This is a genomic window from Streptomyces sp. NPDC059037 (assembly GCF_042740015.1).
Taxonomy (GTDB): domain Bacteria; phylum Actinomycetota; class Actinomycetes; order Streptomycetales; family Streptomycetaceae; genus Streptomyces.
Map to the genome: position 1 here is coordinate 21,270 of NZ_JBHYIG010000029.1, position 16,762 is coordinate 38,031.

12 protein-coding genes, 1 tRNA gene and 1 riboswitch are annotated in these 16,762 nt (G+C 69.3%); of the genes, 11 read left to right on the plus strand and 2 right to left on the minus strand.

What is annotated here, in order from left to right:
• The first annotated feature begins 57 nt into the window (after window positions 1–57).
• The 10 genes from ACFWY6_RS09215 to ACFWY6_RS09260 all read left to right on the plus strand — a co-directional run bounded on the left by ACFWY6_RS09215 (window position 58) and on the right by ACFWY6_RS09260 (window position 12,676).
• Window positions 58–1,974: a tetratricopeptide repeat protein gene (locus ACFWY6_RS09215; protein WP_384687587.1), complete on the plus strand. Its 1,917-nt coding sequence runs from the start codon at window positions 58–60 to the stop codon at window positions 1,972–1,974.
• 16 nt (window positions 1,975–1,990) lie between these two features.
• Complete coding sequence (locus ACFWY6_RS09220; protein ID WP_384687588.1) at window positions 1,991–3,271, plus strand: cytochrome P450; 1,281 nt, start codon at window positions 1,991–1,993, stop codon at window positions 3,269–3,271.
• A 161-nt stretch (window positions 3,272–3,432) separates the two neighbouring features.
• Window positions 3,433–4,461, plus strand: a complete 1,029-nt coding sequence (locus tag ACFWY6_RS09225) for a transglycosylase family protein (protein ID WP_384687589.1) — start codon at window positions 3,433–3,435, stop codon at window positions 4,459–4,461.
• Between the two features lie 193 nt (window positions 4,462–4,654).
• Window positions 4,655–4,847: riboswitch (cyclic di-AMP (ydaO/yuaA leader) on the plus strand.
• Between the two features lie 3 nt (window positions 4,848–4,850).
• Complete coding sequence (locus tag ACFWY6_RS09230) at window positions 4,851–5,564, plus strand: transglycosylase family protein (protein WP_384687590.1); 714 nt, start codon at window positions 4,851–4,853, stop codon at window positions 5,562–5,564.
• Window positions 5,565–5,890: 326 nt separating this feature from the next.
• A complete protein-coding gene (eno, locus tag ACFWY6_RS09235) occupies window positions 5,891–7,177 on the plus strand; it encodes a phosphopyruvate hydratase (protein ID WP_384687591.1) in 1,287 nt (428 codons plus the stop codon).
• Between the two features lie 90 nt (window positions 7,178–7,267).
• Window positions 7,268–7,744 (plus strand): septum formation initiator family protein, encoded by a 477-nt coding sequence (locus ACFWY6_RS09240; protein WP_361827725.1) that lies wholly within the window; start codon window positions 7,268–7,270, stop codon window positions 7,742–7,744.
• Between the two features lie 22 nt (window positions 7,745–7,766).
• On the plus strand, window positions 7,767–8,288 hold the full coding sequence (locus ACFWY6_RS09245; protein WP_361827723.1) for a DUF501 domain-containing protein: 522 nt from the start codon (window positions 7,767–7,769) through the stop codon (window positions 8,286–8,288).
• A 147-nt stretch (window positions 8,289–8,435) separates the two neighbouring features.
• Window positions 8,436–9,362 (plus strand): exopolyphosphatase, encoded by a 927-nt coding sequence (locus tag ACFWY6_RS09250; protein WP_384687592.1) that lies wholly within the window; start codon window positions 8,436–8,438, stop codon window positions 9,360–9,362.
• Between the two features lie 398 nt (window positions 9,363–9,760).
• Window positions 9,761–11,161: an NAD(P)/FAD-dependent oxidoreductase gene (locus ACFWY6_RS09255; RefSeq protein ID WP_266866083.1), complete on the plus strand. Its 1,401-nt coding sequence runs from the start codon at window positions 9,761–9,763 to the stop codon at window positions 11,159–11,161.
• A gap of 219 nt (window positions 11,162–11,380) precedes the next feature.
• Window positions 11,381–12,676: a class I SAM-dependent methyltransferase gene (locus ACFWY6_RS09260; RefSeq protein ID WP_384687593.1), complete on the plus strand. Its 1,296-nt coding sequence runs from the start codon at window positions 11,381–11,383 to the stop codon at window positions 12,674–12,676.
• Window positions 12,677–12,796: 120 nt separating this feature from the next.
• Here ACFWY6_RS09260 and ACFWY6_RS09265 read toward each other — a convergent pair whose 3' ends face one another.
• Both ACFWY6_RS09265 and ACFWY6_RS09270 read right to left on the minus strand, forming a co-directional pair.
• A complete protein-coding gene (locus ACFWY6_RS09265) occupies window positions 12,797–15,307 on the minus strand; it encodes an ABC transporter permease (protein WP_384687594.1) in 2,511 nt (836 codons plus the stop codon).
• A gap of 98 nt (window positions 15,308–15,405) precedes the next feature.
• Entirely contained in the window at window positions 15,406–16,176 is a 771-nt protein-coding gene (locus tag ACFWY6_RS09270) for an ABC transporter ATP-binding protein (RefSeq protein ID WP_384687595.1), read from the minus strand.
• A gap of 387 nt (window positions 16,177–16,563) precedes the next feature.
• Between ACFWY6_RS09270 and ACFWY6_RS09275 the strand changes: the two genes are divergently transcribed.
• A tRNA-Leu gene (locus ACFWY6_RS09275) sits at window positions 16,564–16,646 on the plus strand.
• Window positions 16,647–16,762: the final 116 nt, after the last annotated feature.

Sequence of the window (16,762 nt, forward strand, 5' to 3'; positions counted from 1 at the left end):
GAGGGCGGGGCCTTAGTACCGTTGCGGTAGGGCTGTCGTCGACGCATAGGGGCTTGCGTGGAACCGGAGTTGGAGGAACTGGCGGCTTCGGGGCGGCGGGCGATCATCGACGCGATGGTCTCCGACCGCTGGGAAGTGGTGCGGGCGCGCTTCACGTTGTTGTTCCAGATGGCGGGGCGCGTGGCCTGGGAGTCGAGGCTGACCGAGTCCAGAGCCGAGCGGATTGACGGGGACAGGACGACAGCGGCTCGCGTCTCGCTGGAATGGCGCGTCCGTCTGAGCCGCCTCATGCGAGAACAGCCGGAGACGATCCCTGAAGTCCAGGCGATCGTGGCCGAGTTCAGGCTGGGGCCGGACGACGAGCGCCCCGTCTCTGGGCCCTCCCTCGTCCGCAACGCCGTGTCCGGTGACTTCGTCTCCGGCGGCCTTGTCCGGTCCGGTTCCATCGGTGCGGTCACCCTTCACCACCATGCCGAATCGCAGGACCACATCGACTTCAGCAGGGGGAACTTCAGCGCCCCGGCCATCGGCGTGCAGCACAACCACTACGGCACCCCGCCGGCCCACGCCCTCGCGGACAGCTGGCCCCGCATCGACCAGCTGCGTCCCCAAGCCCTCGGCATCCGCCCCGCGCGGCAGTTCGACGACGATCCCGGCCGGCATCCCTACGTTCCGCGTGACTGCGACGAGGAACTGACGGCCATGGTCACGCAGGCCGTGCTCCTCGGCGGCCTCGTCGTCGTCACGGGCGAACCTCTCTCCGGCAAGACGACGGCGGCCTGGGCGGCACTCCACCAGACCGTGAGCGACGAGGGCCGGGTCTACGCCCCGCACCCGGGCACGAACCTGCACGACCTCCCTGCCCAACTCCGGGGCCACGACCCCCTGGGCACGTACGTCGTCTGGCTCGACGACCTGGACGGCCACCTCGGCAGGCACGGCCTCACCGCGGGCCTGCTGGCCCAGCTCGTCGGCGAGAAGGTGCTCGTCCTGGCCACCATGAGCGACGAGGCGTACGAGACCCATCGGTTCGGCCGCGGTCCCGCGTCCCGTCTCCTCAGCGGTGTGGCCTGGGTCCAGCTGAACTCCCGCTGGAGCGAACCGGAGCTCGCGCGGCTCGCGGAGGCGGCTGACCCTCGCCTCGTGGACGCCGCGCGGTGGCGCGGGGAACGGGGCGTCACCGAGTACTTGGCGGTCGGCCCGGAGCTGTGGGACGAGTGGCGCAGGGCGGCCCGCAGGAATCCGCTGGGGCACCTCCTGGTGCGCGCCGCGATCGATCTCGCGCGGTGCGGGCTCACCCGGGGCGTCACACCGAAGCTGCTGAGCCAGGTCCAGGAGGCGTACGGCCCGGAGGCGGCCGACGCCGGCAGCGAGAGCTTCGAGGAGGCGCTCGCCTGGGCCACCGAGCCCCGGCACGGAGTGACCGGACTGCTAGTACCGGGCGAGTGGCCCGGCACCTGGCGGGCGTACGGCTCCCTGATCGCGGACGCGAACCGCTCGCCCCTGACGGGGCCGGTGCCGGACAAGGTGTGGGTCCGTGCGCACCGCGATCTTCAGCCCCATGACGTGGCCGAACTGGACGGCTTTGTGGCCGCCTTCCGGCTGACCCTCACCCCCCAGGCCGCGAGCGGGGACGTCCCCGCCATGGGGTGGCTCGGCCTCCTCGCCGAGGAGGAAGGGGACACGGCGGCCGCCGAGGACTGGTACCGCAAGGCCGCGGATCTCGGAAGCACCCGCGCCGCCGGTGCGCTGGGCCGCCTCCTCGCCATCCGCCTCGCCTACGCGGAAGCGGTTCCTCATCTCACGGCCGCCGCCGACGCGGGCGAGCCCGGGACCGCCGCCCTCCTCGGGCAGGTCCACCAGCACCTCGCGGTCCACTACTTCCGTATCGCGAAGGCCGACGGCGACCCCATGGCCGGGCAACGCCTCAAAGGGCTCCTCCGCCCGACCGGCCAGGAGCCGGACCCCGCCTAGGGATACCGTCGACCCCATGCAAGACCAGCCGCCCGCCGCCTGCCCCGCAGGAGCCGCCACCCCGCAGCCGGAACTCTTCACCTGGGAGTTCGCCACCGACCCCTACCCCGCCTACGCCTGGCTGCGTGAGAACTCGCCCGTGCACCGGACCGCGCTGCCCAGTGGCGTGGAGGCCTGGCTGGTCACCCGGTACGTCGATGCCAAGCAGGCCCTCGCCGATCAGCGGCTCAGCAAGAATCCGGCGCATCACGGCGAACCCGCCCACGCCAAGAGCAAGACCGGCATCCCGGGCGAGCGCAGCGCCAACCTGATGACGCATCTGCTCAACATCGACCCGCCGGACCACACCCGCCTCCGCCGCCTCGTGTCGAAGGCCTTCACCCCCCGCCGCGTCGCCGAGTTCGCGCCCCGCGTGCAGGAGCTGACCGACCACCTCATCGACCGGTTCGCGGAGAAGGGGGAGGCCGACCTCATTCACGACTTCGCCTTTCCCCTCCCCATCTACGCCATTTGCGATCTGCTCGGCGTCCCGCGCGAGGACCAGGACGACTTCCGTGACTGGGCGGGCATGATGATCCGGCACGGCGGCGGCCCGCGCGGCGGCGTCGCGCGCTCCGTGAAGAAGATGCGGGGCTATCTCGCCGAACTCATCCACCGCAAGCGCCTCGAACCGGGCGACGACCTCATCTCGGGGCTCATCCGCGCCTCCGACCACGGCGAGCACCTCACCGAGAACGAGGCCGCCGCGATGGCCTTCATTCTCCTCTTCGCCGGTTTTGAGACCACCGTCAATCTCATCGGGAACGGGACCTACGCGCTCCTCACCCACCCCGAGCAGCGCGAGCGCCTCCAGGAGTCCATCAGGGGAGGGGACATGGGGCTCCTTGAGACCGGCATCGAGGAACTCCTCCGCTTCGACGGGCCCGTGGAGCTGGCCACCTGGCGGTTCGCCACCGAGCCGTTGACCATCGGCGGGCAGGACATCGCGCAGGGCGACCCCGTTCTCGTCGTGCTCGCCGCCGCCGACCGTGACCCCGAGCGGTTCGAGGACCCCGACACGCTCGACCTCTCCCGGCGCGACAACCAGCACCTCGGATACGGGCATGGCATTCACTACTGCCTGGGTGCGCCGCTCGCCCGGCTCGAAGGGCAGGCCGCCCTCGCGACCCTGCTACGCCGTCTCCCTGACCTGCGCCTCGCGGCGGAACCGGGTGATTTGCGCTGGCGAGGCGGGCTCATCATGCGCGGACTGCGCACGCTGCCGGTGGAGTTCACACCCGCACAGAAGCACACCTGAGGCACCCTTGAGCTGACGGTGCGTCAAGACTGTGACTTTCACGTGATCTCCGCTGCATCGACTTGTGACAACTGTTCGACTGCGGCTACGTTCACCGACGACTCGGCATCCGCTGTCGCAGCAGCCGCAGTCGCCTCTGCAGTCTCCTGAAAGGCACTTGCATGCTCTCCGGTAATGGTCGTCACCGACGCCCCCGCCAAGCCCCGGCCCTCATCGTCGCGGCAGGTGTCACCGGATCAGCCATCGCGATCCCGCTGCTCGGCGCCACCAGCGCGAGCGCCGCGGACACCGCCACCTGGGACAAGCTCGCGGAGTGCGAGAGCGGCGGCTCCTGGAGCCTGGACCCGGGCAACGGCTACTACGGCGGACTCCAGATGTCCCAGGAGACCTGGGAGCAGTACGGCGGTCTCGACTACGCCCCCTACGCCGACCAGGCCAGCCGTTCGCAGCAGATAGCCGTCGCCGAGAAGGTCCTGGCCGACCAGGGTCCCGGCGCCTGGCCCAGCTGCGGAGTGATCGCCGGGCTGAGCAAGCACGACGCCCCGGCCGATGTCGACCCGGGTGCCCCGATCACCTCACTGCCCTCGGACGAGCCGACCGACACGAGCGGGTCCGGCGACACGAGTGACACGAGCGGGTCGGATGACTCGGGCGACTCGGCCGAACCCTCGGAGAAGCCGTCTGAGGAGCCGTCCGAGAAGCCCTCCGAGAAGCCGACCGAAAAGCCCTCGGAGAAGCCCTCGGAGAAGCCGTCCGAGGAGCCCTCCGAAAAGGCCGACTCCGGCGACGACTCCCGAGACAAGAATCACGACGAGTCGGGCGACACCGGCAGTGATTCGGACAAGTCCGGGCAGAACGACTCCACTTCGCCCGCCACCCCGAACTCCACCCCCTCCACCGGCGCGGGCGAGGGCTCCGGCCGGCACCGCGGCGACAGCGCGGACGACGGGCAGGCCAAGAACGGCGACCGCGACGGCTCGGGGCGGCACGCGTCGCGCGGCGACGACCGCGCGAAGGACGGCGCCGACGGGACGTACACGGTCCGCTCCGGAGACAACCTCTGGACCATCGCCGACGACCTCGGCGTGCAGGGCGGATGGAGCGCGCTCTACGACGAGAACAAGAAGTCCGTCGGAGCCGACCCCGACCTCATCCTCCCCGGTCAGAGCCTCGATTTGGGCGAAAAGTAAGGGAAGTTGACGAAGAGTCGGCCACTCGCTTCGCGCCGAATGTCCGGTTTGGCGCAAGTGAGAGATGGGTCTCAGAAGCCCTGATCGTCTTTGAAATTCGGCGGATCGCATGACTACGGTCGTGACCGCTCGCCACAGCGGGCCCCGCCGGTCGGTACGCCTAGTCCTGCCAACGGCCGTTCGGGAACAGTCGTCGCGTCAAGCGCCGTAGGCAGGAGCGGGGGACCCAAGGTTTCCGCCGGCCCGGCCGCACAGCAGCAGAACGAGGAAGCTGCCGAGCGGAGTTGGGACCGGCTAGGGGTTAAGTCGCGCTCAAGAAGCGCGGCCGGGCAACTTCATCGGCCCGAACCCGACAGCTCACCTCGTAGGCGTCGGTGAGGGGATCACTCATGCTGTTTTCCAGCAAGGGCAAGCACCGTCGTCCGTCCAAGGCCACCCGCGTCGCCACGCTCGCCGGCGTCACCGGTGTCGCGGTCGCCGCCCCGCTGATGGCCGCAGGATCGGCCTCCGCCGCCACCGGTTCCGAGTGGGACTCCGTCGCCCAGTGCGAGGCCGGCGGCAACTGGTCCATCAACACCGGCAACGGCTACTACGGCGGCCTGCAGTTCTCGGCCTCCACCTGGGCCGCGTACGGCGGCACGAAGTACGCCGCCACCGCCGACCAGGCCTCCAAGGCCCAGCAGATAGAGATCGGCGAGAAGGTTCTCGCGGGTCAGGGCAAGGGCGCCTGGCCGAGCTGTGGCGTGGGCCTCTCGGGCGCCGCGTACAGCGGTGGCGGCGCCGAGGAGAGCGCGCCGCAGCAGCAGCCGGCCGAGCAGCCGCAGAGCCAGCCGAGCGCCCAGACCGAGGCGCCGGCCGCACCCAAGGCCGAGGCCCCGAAGCCCGCCCCGAAGGCCGAGTCCAAGAAGACCGTCGAGACCCCGACCGGCAAGAAGGTCAAGAAGGGCGACGGCGAGTACAAGGTCAAGAAGGGCGACACCCTCTCCAAGATCGCCGAGGAGAAGGACGTCAAGGGCGGCTGGCACAAGGTGTACAAGCTCAACGGCGACATCATCGACAACGCCGACATGATCTACCCGGGTCAGCAGCTGCACCTCAGCTAGTTCTGGCGGGGCGCCTCGGCAGTCTTGTTCGGCTGCGGGTGCTTCGTGGCTTGTCGCGCCCACGCGGCGGAGCCGCACGATGTCACAGCCCCGCGCCCCTTCGGGGCGCAACCCCCGTCCCCATGGGTCCACCCCGTCCCGGTGCGCGTATCCCCCGTACGCACCGGGGCGGGGTCTTTTTGATCCACCGCTTTGTTCCGTTCGGAAACTTTTTGCTCTCGGTTTGTCCACAGGGCGGTCGCTCGGCTGGCTCTTGTCCGGGAGCCGGTTAGGCTCGTGTCCGCGAGGCCAACGCCCCGCGTACCCGCGTCACATCCCAGAAGGAGATGCTCGTGCCGTCCATCGACGTCGTCGTAGCCCGGGAAATCCTGGACTCCCGAGGCAACCCCACGGTCGAGGTCGAGGTCGGCCTCGACGACGGCAGCACGGGTCGTGCCGCCGTTCCGTCCGGTGCGTCCACCGGTGCTTTCGAGGCCATCGAACTCCGTGACGGTGACCCCAACCGTTATCAGGGCAAGGGCGTGGAGAAGGCCGTCCTCGCCGTCATCGAGCAGATCGGCCCGGAGCTCGTCGGGTACGACGCCACCGAGCAGCGCCTGATCGACCAGGCCATGTTCGACCTGGACGCCACCGACAACAAGGGCTCGCTCGGCGCCAACGCCATCCTCGGCGTCTCCCTCGCCGTCGCGCACGCCGCCTCCGAGGCCAGCGACCTGCCGCTGTTCCGCTACCTCGGCGGCCCGAACGCGCACCTGCTGCCCGTCCCGATGATGAACATCCTGAACGGCGGGTCGCACGCCGACTCGAACGTCGACATCCAGGAGTTCATGATCGCGCCGATCGGCGCCGAGTCGTTCTCCGAGGCCCTGCGCTGGGGCACCGAGGTCTACCACACCCTCAAGAAGGTCCTGAAGGACAAGGGTCTGTCGACCGGCCTCGGTGACGAGGGCGGCTTCGCCCCGAACCTGGACTCCAACCGCGCCGCGCTCGACCTCATCCTCGAGGCCATCAAGCAGGCCGGTTACGTCCCCGGCGAGCAGGTCGCGCTCGCCCTCGACGTCGCCGCGTCCGAGTTCTACAAGGACGGCAAGTACGAGTTCGAGGGCAAGTCCCGCTCGGCCGCCGAGATGACCGAGTACTACGAGGAGCTCGTCGCCGCGTACCCGCTGGTCTCCATCGAGGACCCGCTGTTCGAGGACGACTGGGCCGGCTGGAACGTCATCACCGAGAAGCTCGGCGAGAAGGTCCAGCTCGTGGGCGACGACCTGTTCGTCACCAACCCGGAGCGCCTGGCCCGCGGCATCGAGGAGAAGTCCGCGAACGCCTTGCTGGTCAAGGTCAACCAGATCGGCTCGCTCACCGAGACGCTCGACGCCGTCGAGATGGCCCAGCGCAGCGGCTTCAAGTGCATGATGTCCCACCGCTCCGGCGAGACCGAGGACGTCACCATCGCCGACCTGGCCGTCGCCACCAACTGCGGCCAGATCAAGACCGGCGCCCCGGCCCGCTCCGAGCGCGTCGCCAAGTACAACCAGCTCCTGCGCATCGAGGAGATCCTGGACGACGCGGCGGTCTACGCCGGCCGTTCGGCGTTCCCCCGCTTCAAGGGCTGAGCCGTAGTCACGCTGTAGTTACGTACGTCCCCGTACTCGGTCCCGTACCGTGTGCGGGGACGTACGCGCGTGTGAACGGGAGGCGGGGACATGGCCGTGAAGGACCGGGACCGGTTCTCCACCGCGACCAGGCTGCGGCTGCTCGGCGAGCAGACCGCGGAGCGCGTCTACCGCTCCCAGACCAAGCGCCAGGCCCGCCGCTCCCGGCTCACCGGCCGGGCGGCCCTCCTCGCTCTTGTGCTCTGCTCCCTCGTCGTCGCGCTCGCGTACCCGATAAGGCAGTACGTCTCCCAGCGCGCCGAGATCGCCGATCAGCGCCGGGAGCAGGCCGAGCGCCGCGAGAACGTCGAGAGGCTGAAGGACGAGAAGGCGCGCTGGCGTGACGACGCGTACGCGGAGCAGCGGATCCGGGACCGGCTGCACTATGTGATGCCGGGCGAGACCGGGTTCACGGTGATCGACCCCGCGGCGACGAAGAGCCGCCGCGCCGACCAGGGGGCGGCCACGCGCCCCTGGTACTCGAACGTATGGGACGGCGTCGACAAGGCCGACCGCCCCGACGACTGACCCAAGGACATGAAAGACAGGCATGGAAACGCCCCCGCCGACCACCCCGCGCACCGAGCCCACCGACGCCGACGTCGAGGCCTTCAAGCAGCAGCTCGGCCGCCCGCCGCGCGGCCTGCGGGCCATCGCACACCGCTGCCCGTGCGGGCAGCCGGACGTCGTCGAGACGGCGCCGCGCCTGCCGGACGGGACGCCGTTCCCGACGACGTACTACCTGACGTGCCCGCGGGCCGCGTCCGCGATCGGCACGCTGGAAGCCAACGGCGTCATGAAGGAAATGTCCGAGCGGCTCAAGACGGACCCCGAGCTGGCCGCCGCGTACCGCGCGGCGCACGAGGACTACATCGCGCGCCGTGACGCCATCGAGGTCCTGGAGGGATTCCCGAGCGCGGGCGGCATGCCGGACCGCGTGAAGTGCCTGCACGTCCTGGTCGGCCACTCCCTGGCCGCGGGCCCGGGAGTGAACCCCCTGGGCGACGAGGCCATCGCGATGCTCCCGGAGTGGTGGCGCAAGGGCGCTTGCGTGACCCTGCCCGAGGAGTAACAGGCACGTTGCGTGCAGGCGCCCCGCACGGTGCCTTCCCGCCCTGGTCGCCCGGCCGTCCCCGTTGTGGGCAGGCGTTCCGCACGGCGGAACGGGTGGGCACAACGCCACAGCCGCCGAGTACCGATTGACTGAGGAGAACCCAGAGTGACCCGCGTGGCAGCGATCGACTGCGGCACGAACTCCATCCGCCTCCTCGTGGCGGACGCCGACCCCGCGACCGGCGAACTGGTCGACCTGGACCGCCGGATGACCATCGTCCGCCTGGGGCAAGGCGTGGACAAGACGGGCCGCCTCGCCCCCGAAGCACTGGACCGCACCTTCGCGGCCTGCCACGAGTACGCCGAGGTGATCAAGCGCCACGGAGCGGAGCGCCTCCGCTTCGTCGCGACCTCCGCATCCCGCGACGCCGAGAACCGCGACGACTTCGTACGCGGAGTCCTGGACATCCTCGGCGTCGAGCCGGAAGTCATCAGCGGCGACCAGGAGGCCGAGTTCTCCTTCACGGGGGCGACCAAGGAGCTGACCGGCACCGACCACCTCGCCAAGCCCTACCTCGTCGTGGACATCGGCGGCGGCTCCACGGAGTTCGTCGTCGGCGAGGACCACGCCCGCGCCGCCCGCTCCGTCGACATCGGCTGCGTACGCCTGACGGAACGGCACATCCGCAGCGACCCGCCCGCGCCCGCCGAGCTCGACGCCGTCCGCGCCGACATCGAGGCCGCGCTCGACCTCGCGGAGCAGACCGTCCCGATCCGCGAGGCCCGGACCCTGGTCGGCCTCGCGGGGTCCGTCACCACCGTGGCGGCCATCGCGCTCGGCCTCGACGCGTACGACTCCGCGGCGATCCACCACTCCCGTATCTCGTACGAGCAGGTCGCCGAGATCGTCGGGCGGCTCGCCGGGTCGACGCACGACGAGCGCGCCGCGATCCCGGTGATGCACCCGGGCCGCGTCGACGTGATCGTTTCGGGCGCTCTCGTGCTGTTGGCGATCATGGACCGGACGGGGGCCAGGGAGGTCGTCGTCAGCGAGCACGACATCCTCGACGGGATCGGATGGTCCCTCGCGTGAGCGGTTCCGGCGGCGTCTGAGCGCCTGGTGAGGGGCCTGAAGGGCCCTTCGGCGACGCCCTGTCGGGAAACTTCGTGAAGTTCTTCACAAGGAATTGGCCTCGGTTGGGCGAGATTCTTGGGTTCCGAGCCCCTGAATGTGCCCCTCAGGGGCCTCTTGACCCGTGACAGTGAAGGTTCGGGCGCGTGTCCGGAGTGTGCGGCGGCCGCGTGGTCCACTGTGCGAAATGGGCCAGAGCGGCAGCTCACAAGGGGTGCACAACGTCTCGGGTGAAGTCGTGGTTCCCCTGGGGGGCTATGGCCTGCGTCACGTGGGCGGCGAAGTGTAGCAGAGGGTGTACCCATGCTTGTGAAGGGGCGCACGAGCGACCCCCGTCAGGCAGGTGGATACTCGATGGCATGAGCACCACGGAGCGTCCCAGGATCCTCGTAGTAGGCGGTGGGTACGTAGGCCTGTACGCAGCTCGGCGCATTCTCAAGAAGATGCGCTACGGAGAGGCGACCGTCACGGTCGTCGACCCCCGGTCGTACATGACCTACCAGCCCTTCCTCCCCGAAGCCGCAGCCGGCAGCATTTCGCCTCGGCACGTCGTCGTCCCGCTGCGACGCGTGCTGCCCAAGGCGGAAGTTCTGACCGGCCGGGTCACCACCATCGACCAGGACCGCAAGGTCGCCACGATCGCCCCCCTCGTGGGCGAGGCGTACGAGCTGCCTTTCGACTACCTGGTCATCGCGATGGGCGCGGTCTCCCGCACCTTCCCGATCCCCGGCCTCGCCGAGCAGGGCATCGGCATGAAGGGCATCGAGGAGGCCATCGGCCTGCGCAACCACGTCCTCGAGCAGCTCGACAAGGCTGACTCCACGACGGACGAGGAGGTCCGCCGCAAGGCGCTGACCTTCGTCTTCGTCGGCGGTGGCTTCGCGGGCGCGGAGACCATCGGTGAGGTCGAGGACATGGCCCGCGACGCGGCCAAGTACTACACCAGCGTGAAGCGCGAGGACATGCGCTTCATCCTGGTCGACGCCGCGGACAAGATCCTTCCCGAGGTAGGCCCGAAGCTGGGCCAGTACGGCAAGGAGCACCTGGAGGGCCGTGGGGTCGAGGTCTACCTCTCCACCTCCATGGACTCCTGCGTCGACGGCCACGTGGTGCTCAAGAACGGCCTCGAGGTCGACTCCAACACCATCGTGTGGACCGCCGGTGTCAAGCCGAACCCGGCGCTCGCCCGCTTCGGCCTGCCGCTCGGCCCGCGCGGCCACGTGGACGCCGAGCCGACCCTCCAGGTCAAGGGCACGGACTACATCTGGACCGCGGGCGACAACGCCCAGGTGCCGGACCTCGTGGGCCGCAAGGCCGGCAACGAGAACGCCTGGTGCCCGCCGAACGCCCAGCACGCGCTGCGTCAGGCGAAGGTCCTCGGCGACAACGTCATCTCCGGCATGCGGGGCTTCCCGCAGAAGGAGTACAGCCACGCCAACAAGGGTGCGGTCGCCGGTCTCGGTCTGCACAAGGGCGTCGCGATGATCGTCATGGGCAAGGTGAAGATCAAGCTCAAGGGCCGTCTCGCCTGGTACATGCACCGTGGCTACCACGGCATGGCCATGCCGACCTTCAACCGCAAGATCCGCGTCCTCGCGGACTGGACCCTCGCGGTCTTCCTCAAGCGCGAGGTCGTCTCGCTCGGCGCCATGGAGACTCCGCGCGAGGAGTTCTACGAGGCCGCCAAGCCCGCGCCGAAGCCCGCCGCTGCAGCGGAGGCTCCGGTCGCCAAGGCCGAGGAGAAGGCCAAGGCCTCCTGACCTCCGGTCACTGATCAGCCCCGAAGGGGTCGCCCGCCATCCGTGGTGCGGGCGGCCCCTTCGGCGTTTTCCGTGACCGGCTTTTCCGCGACCTCATACATGGCTGTTACATGTATTTTGCCGATCCGTAACGCCGCAACGGGACTGCGCGAGCGCCCCGTTGGTGTTTACGTGGTGTTGAACCTATCCGGGATATCCCGAATCACGGAGGTGTGCACCATGCCAAGCGCCGCACCGCGGCTGAAGAAGCTTGCCGAACAGTTGCTGGGAGCCCCGCTCCCCGTACGTATTCGTGCCTGGGATGGTTCGGAAGCGGGCCCGCCGGGTGCGCCCGCCCTCGTCGTGCGCAGCCGCAGGGCCCTGCGCCACCTGATGTGGAAGCCGGGCGAACTGGGTCTTGCCCGCGCCTGGGTGGCCGGTGACCTGGACGTCGAAGGAGACCTGTACGCCGCGCTCGACGCGCTCGCCGAGTTCATCTGGGAGCGCGGCGACGACGCCAAGAGCCTCAGGGTATCGCTGCGCGACCCCGAGTTCCGGGCCGCCGCCCGCTCGCTGATCGCCCTGGCCGCGCCGTTCCTGCCGCCGTCCCCGCCGCAGGAGGAGATGCGCAGGCGCGGCCGGCTCCATCTGCACACCAAGGGCAGCGACCGCCAGGCCATCAGCCACCACTACGACGTGGGCAACGACTTCTACGAGCTGGTGCTCGGCCCCTCGATGGTCTACTCGTGCGCCTACTGGGAGTCCGAGGACTCCACCCTGGAGGACGCCCAGCGCGACAAGCTGGAGCTCATCGCCCGCAAGCTCGCCCTCAAGCCCGGCATGCGGCTGCTCGACGTCGGCTGCGGCTGGGGCTCGATGGCGATCCACGCGGCCCGCGAGCACGGCGTCACCGTCGTCGGCGTCACGCTCTCCCAGGAGCAGGCCGCGTACGCAAGGAAGCGCATCGCGGAGGAGGGCCTGACCGACAAGGTCGAGATCCGCGTCCAGGACTACCGCGATGTGCGCGACGGCCCGTACGACGCCATCTCCTCCATCGGTATGGCCGAACATGTCGGCTCCGAGCGCTACTTGGAGTACGCACACGACCTGCACGCCCTCCTCAAGCCGGGCGGGCGGCTGCTCAACCACCAGATCGCGCGCCGCCCGCAGGAGGACGAGTCCGCGTACTCGGTGGACGAGTTCATCGACGCCTATGTCTTCCCGGACGGGGAGCTGGCGCCTGTGGGGACCACGGTGGGGCTCCTGGAGCGGGCGGGGTTCGAGGTGCGCGACGTGGAGGCCATCCGTGAGCACTATGCGCTCACCCTGCGGAGGTGGGTCGCCAATCTTGAGGCGAACTGGCCGGAGGGGCAGCGGCTTACCTCGCCGGGGCGTGCGCGGATCTGGCGGCTCTACATGGCCGCCTCTGCGCTGTCCTTTGAGCGGAATCGGATCGGCGTCAATCAGGTGCTTGCGGTGAAGACCCCCGAGGTTGGCACCTCCGGGGTGCCTCTGCGGGCCCGCGACTGGCGGTAGGCGTTCTTCGTCTGCGGGTCCGATGTGGCTGGTCGCGCAGTTCCCCGCGCCCCTTACGGGGCAGCGAAGGGGCCCGGACGGAATACCGTCCGGGCCCCTTCGCGCGTACTACCGCTGGTGCTACTCGCTCTTGATCGCCTGCAGCGGATTGAGCCGCGCCGCGCTGCGGGCCGGCCAGACCGCCGCGAGGACGCCGACCACCGCGGCGATCACCAGGAAGATCGCGATGCGGCCGAACGGGATCTCCATGGAGTACGTCTTCACCGTCTCGGCGATGCTGCCGCCCGCCGCCCAGCCCATGAAGAGGCCGAGGCCGATGCCGAGCACCGCGCCGAACAGGGAGATCACGACCGACTCCAGGCGCACCATCTGCTTGACCTTCGCGCGGTCGAGGCCGATGGCCCGCAGCATGCCGATCTCGTGCTTCCGCTCGAAGACCGACATGGCCAGGGTGTTGATGACGCCGAGCACCGCGATCAGGATCGCCATGGCGAGCAGGCCGTACAGCATGTTCAGGACCATGTTGATGGCGCCGCCGATGGCGTTGCTGATCGCCTGCTTGTCCTGGATGGTGATGGCCGGGTTGTCGCCCAGGGCCTTGACGATGGAGTCCTCGGCGCTGTCGGACGCGCCGCCCTTCATCTTCAGGAGCACCTGCTTGTCGACGATCTTGTCGAGGTGCGGGTCGACGACGGACGTCGGCGCGAACAGGCCGTTGAGCATCTCGTTCGCCTCGTAGACGCCGGCCACCTTCAGCCGGACCGTCTTGCTGTCCTCGTCGAACTTCACCGGGATGGTGTCGCCCGCCTTGATGCCCTTGTCCTTGGCGGTGTCCGAGTCCACCAGCGTGGACTCACCCTTGAAGGCGTCCATCGAACCGCTGGTGAAGTCCAGGCCCACCAGCTTGCCGATGGTCTTCGGGTCGACACCGGAGATGGAGGTGTAGCTGCCGTCGGCCTCGCCGTACGCGGCGCGCAGCGGGCTGCTCGCCTCGACGTCGGGGAGCTTGTCGAGCTTCTCGCGGACCTCGGGGGTCAGCGGCTGGAAGTTCGCCATGGAGACGCTGTAGTCGGCCTTCAGGGAGTCGACCGCCATCTTGTTGATGGCGCTGCTCATGGAGGTCGCGACGACCGTCATCGCCGTGATGAGGGTCAGGCCGATCATCAGGGCCGACGCCGTGGAGGCCGTACGGCGCGGGTTGCGCACCGAGTTGAGGCGCGACAGCTTGCCGGCGACGCCGAACGGCTTCAGGAGCGGGGCCGACGCGGCGATGACCGGGCGCGAGAGCAGCGGCGTGAGGACGATGACGCCGACGAGGATGACACCGGCGCCGCCGGCCATCACGTAGTTGTCGTCCATGAAGAGCATGACCGTGCCGAGCGCGACGACCAGCGAGCCGAGCGTGTTGCGTACGACAAGACCGCGCGTGGTCGGCGTCGCGTGCACGCTGTTCATCGCGGCGACCGGCGGGATCCGCGCGGCGCGGCGGCCCGGCAGCCAGGCGGCCAGCATGGTCACGACCACGCCGATCACGAGCGCCACGACGACCGTCGTCGGGGCGATGACGAGGGGGCCCTGGGGCAGCGAGGCGCCGCCCGAGTTCATCAGGGCCTCCAGGCCCGTCGAGACGCCGATGCCGAGCCCGAAGCCGGCCACGGCGGCGACCAGGCCGACCAGGAACGCCTCGATGAGCACGGAGCGGGTGACCTGGCGGCGCGAGGCACCGACCGCCCGCATCAGGGCCAGCTCCTTGGTGCGCTGGGCGACCAGCATGGTGAAGGTGTTGGCGATGATGAAGATGCCGACGAAGAGCGCGATGCCCGCGAAGATCAGCAGGACCTGGCTCATCGAGCTGGTCTGCTCCTCGATCATCGACTCCTGCTGGTCGGAGAGTTCGGTGCCGGTGACGGCGTCCGTGTCCTTGGGCAGGATCTTCTCGACCGAGCTCTTGAGCGCCGTCTCGGAGGTGCCGGCGGCCGCCTTCACGTCGATCTCGTCGTACTCGGTCTTGTTCAGCGCCTTCAGCGCGGTGGCGTTGTCGAAGACCATCAGGCTGCCGCCCGCGACGACACTGCCGTCGTCGGTGTCGAAGACGCCGCTGATCTTCGCCTCCCGCACCGGACCCTCGGTGGAGTAGCGGACCGTGTCGCCGACCTTGTAGCCGGTGCGCCCGGCGGTGCGCGAGTCCAGGGCGACATCGCCCGCGGACTTGGGCGCGGCGCCCTCGGTGAAGTCGTAGCGCGGGTCCTTGCCGTCCTTGTCCGGGTAGTAGTTGGCGCCGGTGGTGCCCCACTCGCCGCCGACCAGCTTGCCGTCCTTGTCGGCGAGCGCGGTGAAGCCGTAGACACCGCCGATCGCCGATTCGGCGCCGGGCAGCTCCTTGGTCTTGGCGAGCAGCGAGTCGGTGAGCCGGGGCTGCTGCTTGGTCTCGTCGTCGGAGCCGCCGTTCTGCTGGATGGCGACCGAGACGTGGTCGAAGCTCTTCGCCGACTTGTTCTTGTAGGCGTTGCCGAAGGTGTCGGTGAAGACGAGGGTGCCGGAGACGAAGGCGACGCCGAGCATGACGGCGAGCACGGTCATCAACAGCCTGGCCTTGTGCGCGAGCACGTTGCGCAGGGCGGTACGGAACATGGTCCTGTCCTGGAGAGGGGCGGGCCCCCGAAGGGGCGCGGGGAACTGCGCGACCAGCCACATGCGGCCCGCAGTCGAGGAACGGAGAGGCGGAGCGCTTAGCTCGTACGCCCCTTCGCGTCGAAGTCCTTCATCCGGTCAAGGACCCCCTCGGCGGAAGGGTTCAGCATCTCGTCGACAACGCGGCCGTCGGCCAGGAAGATCACGCGATCCGCGTACGCCGCCGCCACCGGGTCATGGGTCACCATCACGACGGTCTGGCCCAGCTCACGTACGGAGTTGCGAAGGAAGCCGAGGACCTCGGCACCGGAGCGGGAGTCCAGGTTTCCGGTGGGCTCATCGCCGAAGATGATGTCCGGCTGAGAGGCCAGCGCACGGGCCACCGCGACGCGCTGCTGCTGCCCGCCGGAGAGCTCGGTGGGCCGGTGGCTGAGCCGCTCGGCGAGGCCGACCATGGAGATGACCTGCTCCAGCCACGCCTTGTCCGGCTTGCGGCCCGCGATGTCCATCGGCAGCGTGATGTTCTCCAGGGCGGTCAGCGTCGGCAGCAGGTTGAAGGCCTGGAAGATGAAGCCGATCTTGTCCCTGCGGAGCTTGGTGAGCTGCTTGTCCTTGAGGGTGGAGAGCTCGGTCTCGCCGATCCGCACGGAGCCGCCGCTGAAGCTGTCGAGCCCCGCGACGCAGTGCATGAGCGTCGACTTGCCGGAGCCCGAGGGGCCCATGATCGCGGTGAACTCGCCCTGCCGGAAGTCGACGGAGACATGGTCCAGGGCGACCACCTGCGTCTCGCCCTGTCCGTACACCTTGGAGAGATCCGTGGCGCGCGCTGCCACGGCGGTGGCGCGGGCGGCGAAGGGGGTGGTGGTCACGGGACGGTGCTCCTGTCGGGACGACGAGTGGGGACGTACTCCATCGTGCTTGCCGATCCGCGCCGTGTAGTCAGCCGCTGTTCCGGTTCCCGGGGCCCTCTCCAGTCGGACCCGGGACGCCCTTGTCATACCTGGGGATGACACCCGCCCCTGAGACGGGCGGCACGCGAAAGCGAGCCGGGTGCGGTCCGGCTGCGGCTAAATTCCGTCATTCCGTGCAGGAGGCCGGGAACTCACGGAATGGCCTGCGGCATGTACCGATGGCCCGTACCGGTGGCTGATGCACCCTCAGACGTCAATAAAATAAGACAACATCGGGCTGTTGTTCCGCTGTTCGGGGGACGCCTCCCGATAGGGTCGAATCACTTGATGCGGAGCCCATGGCCTGCCCGGATGGTGGAATGCAGACACGGCGAGCTTAAACCTCGCTGCCCCTCGGGGGCGTGCCGGTTCGAGTCCGGCTCCGGGCACCTCCGCTGCCCCCTTGTGGGGTGCTTGTGTGCGATTCGCGACGGTCGTGTCCGGCCGTCCGACCCAAGATCACCCTCCTTCTGCGGCGAAGATCAGCCGAATCTGATCGACCGCA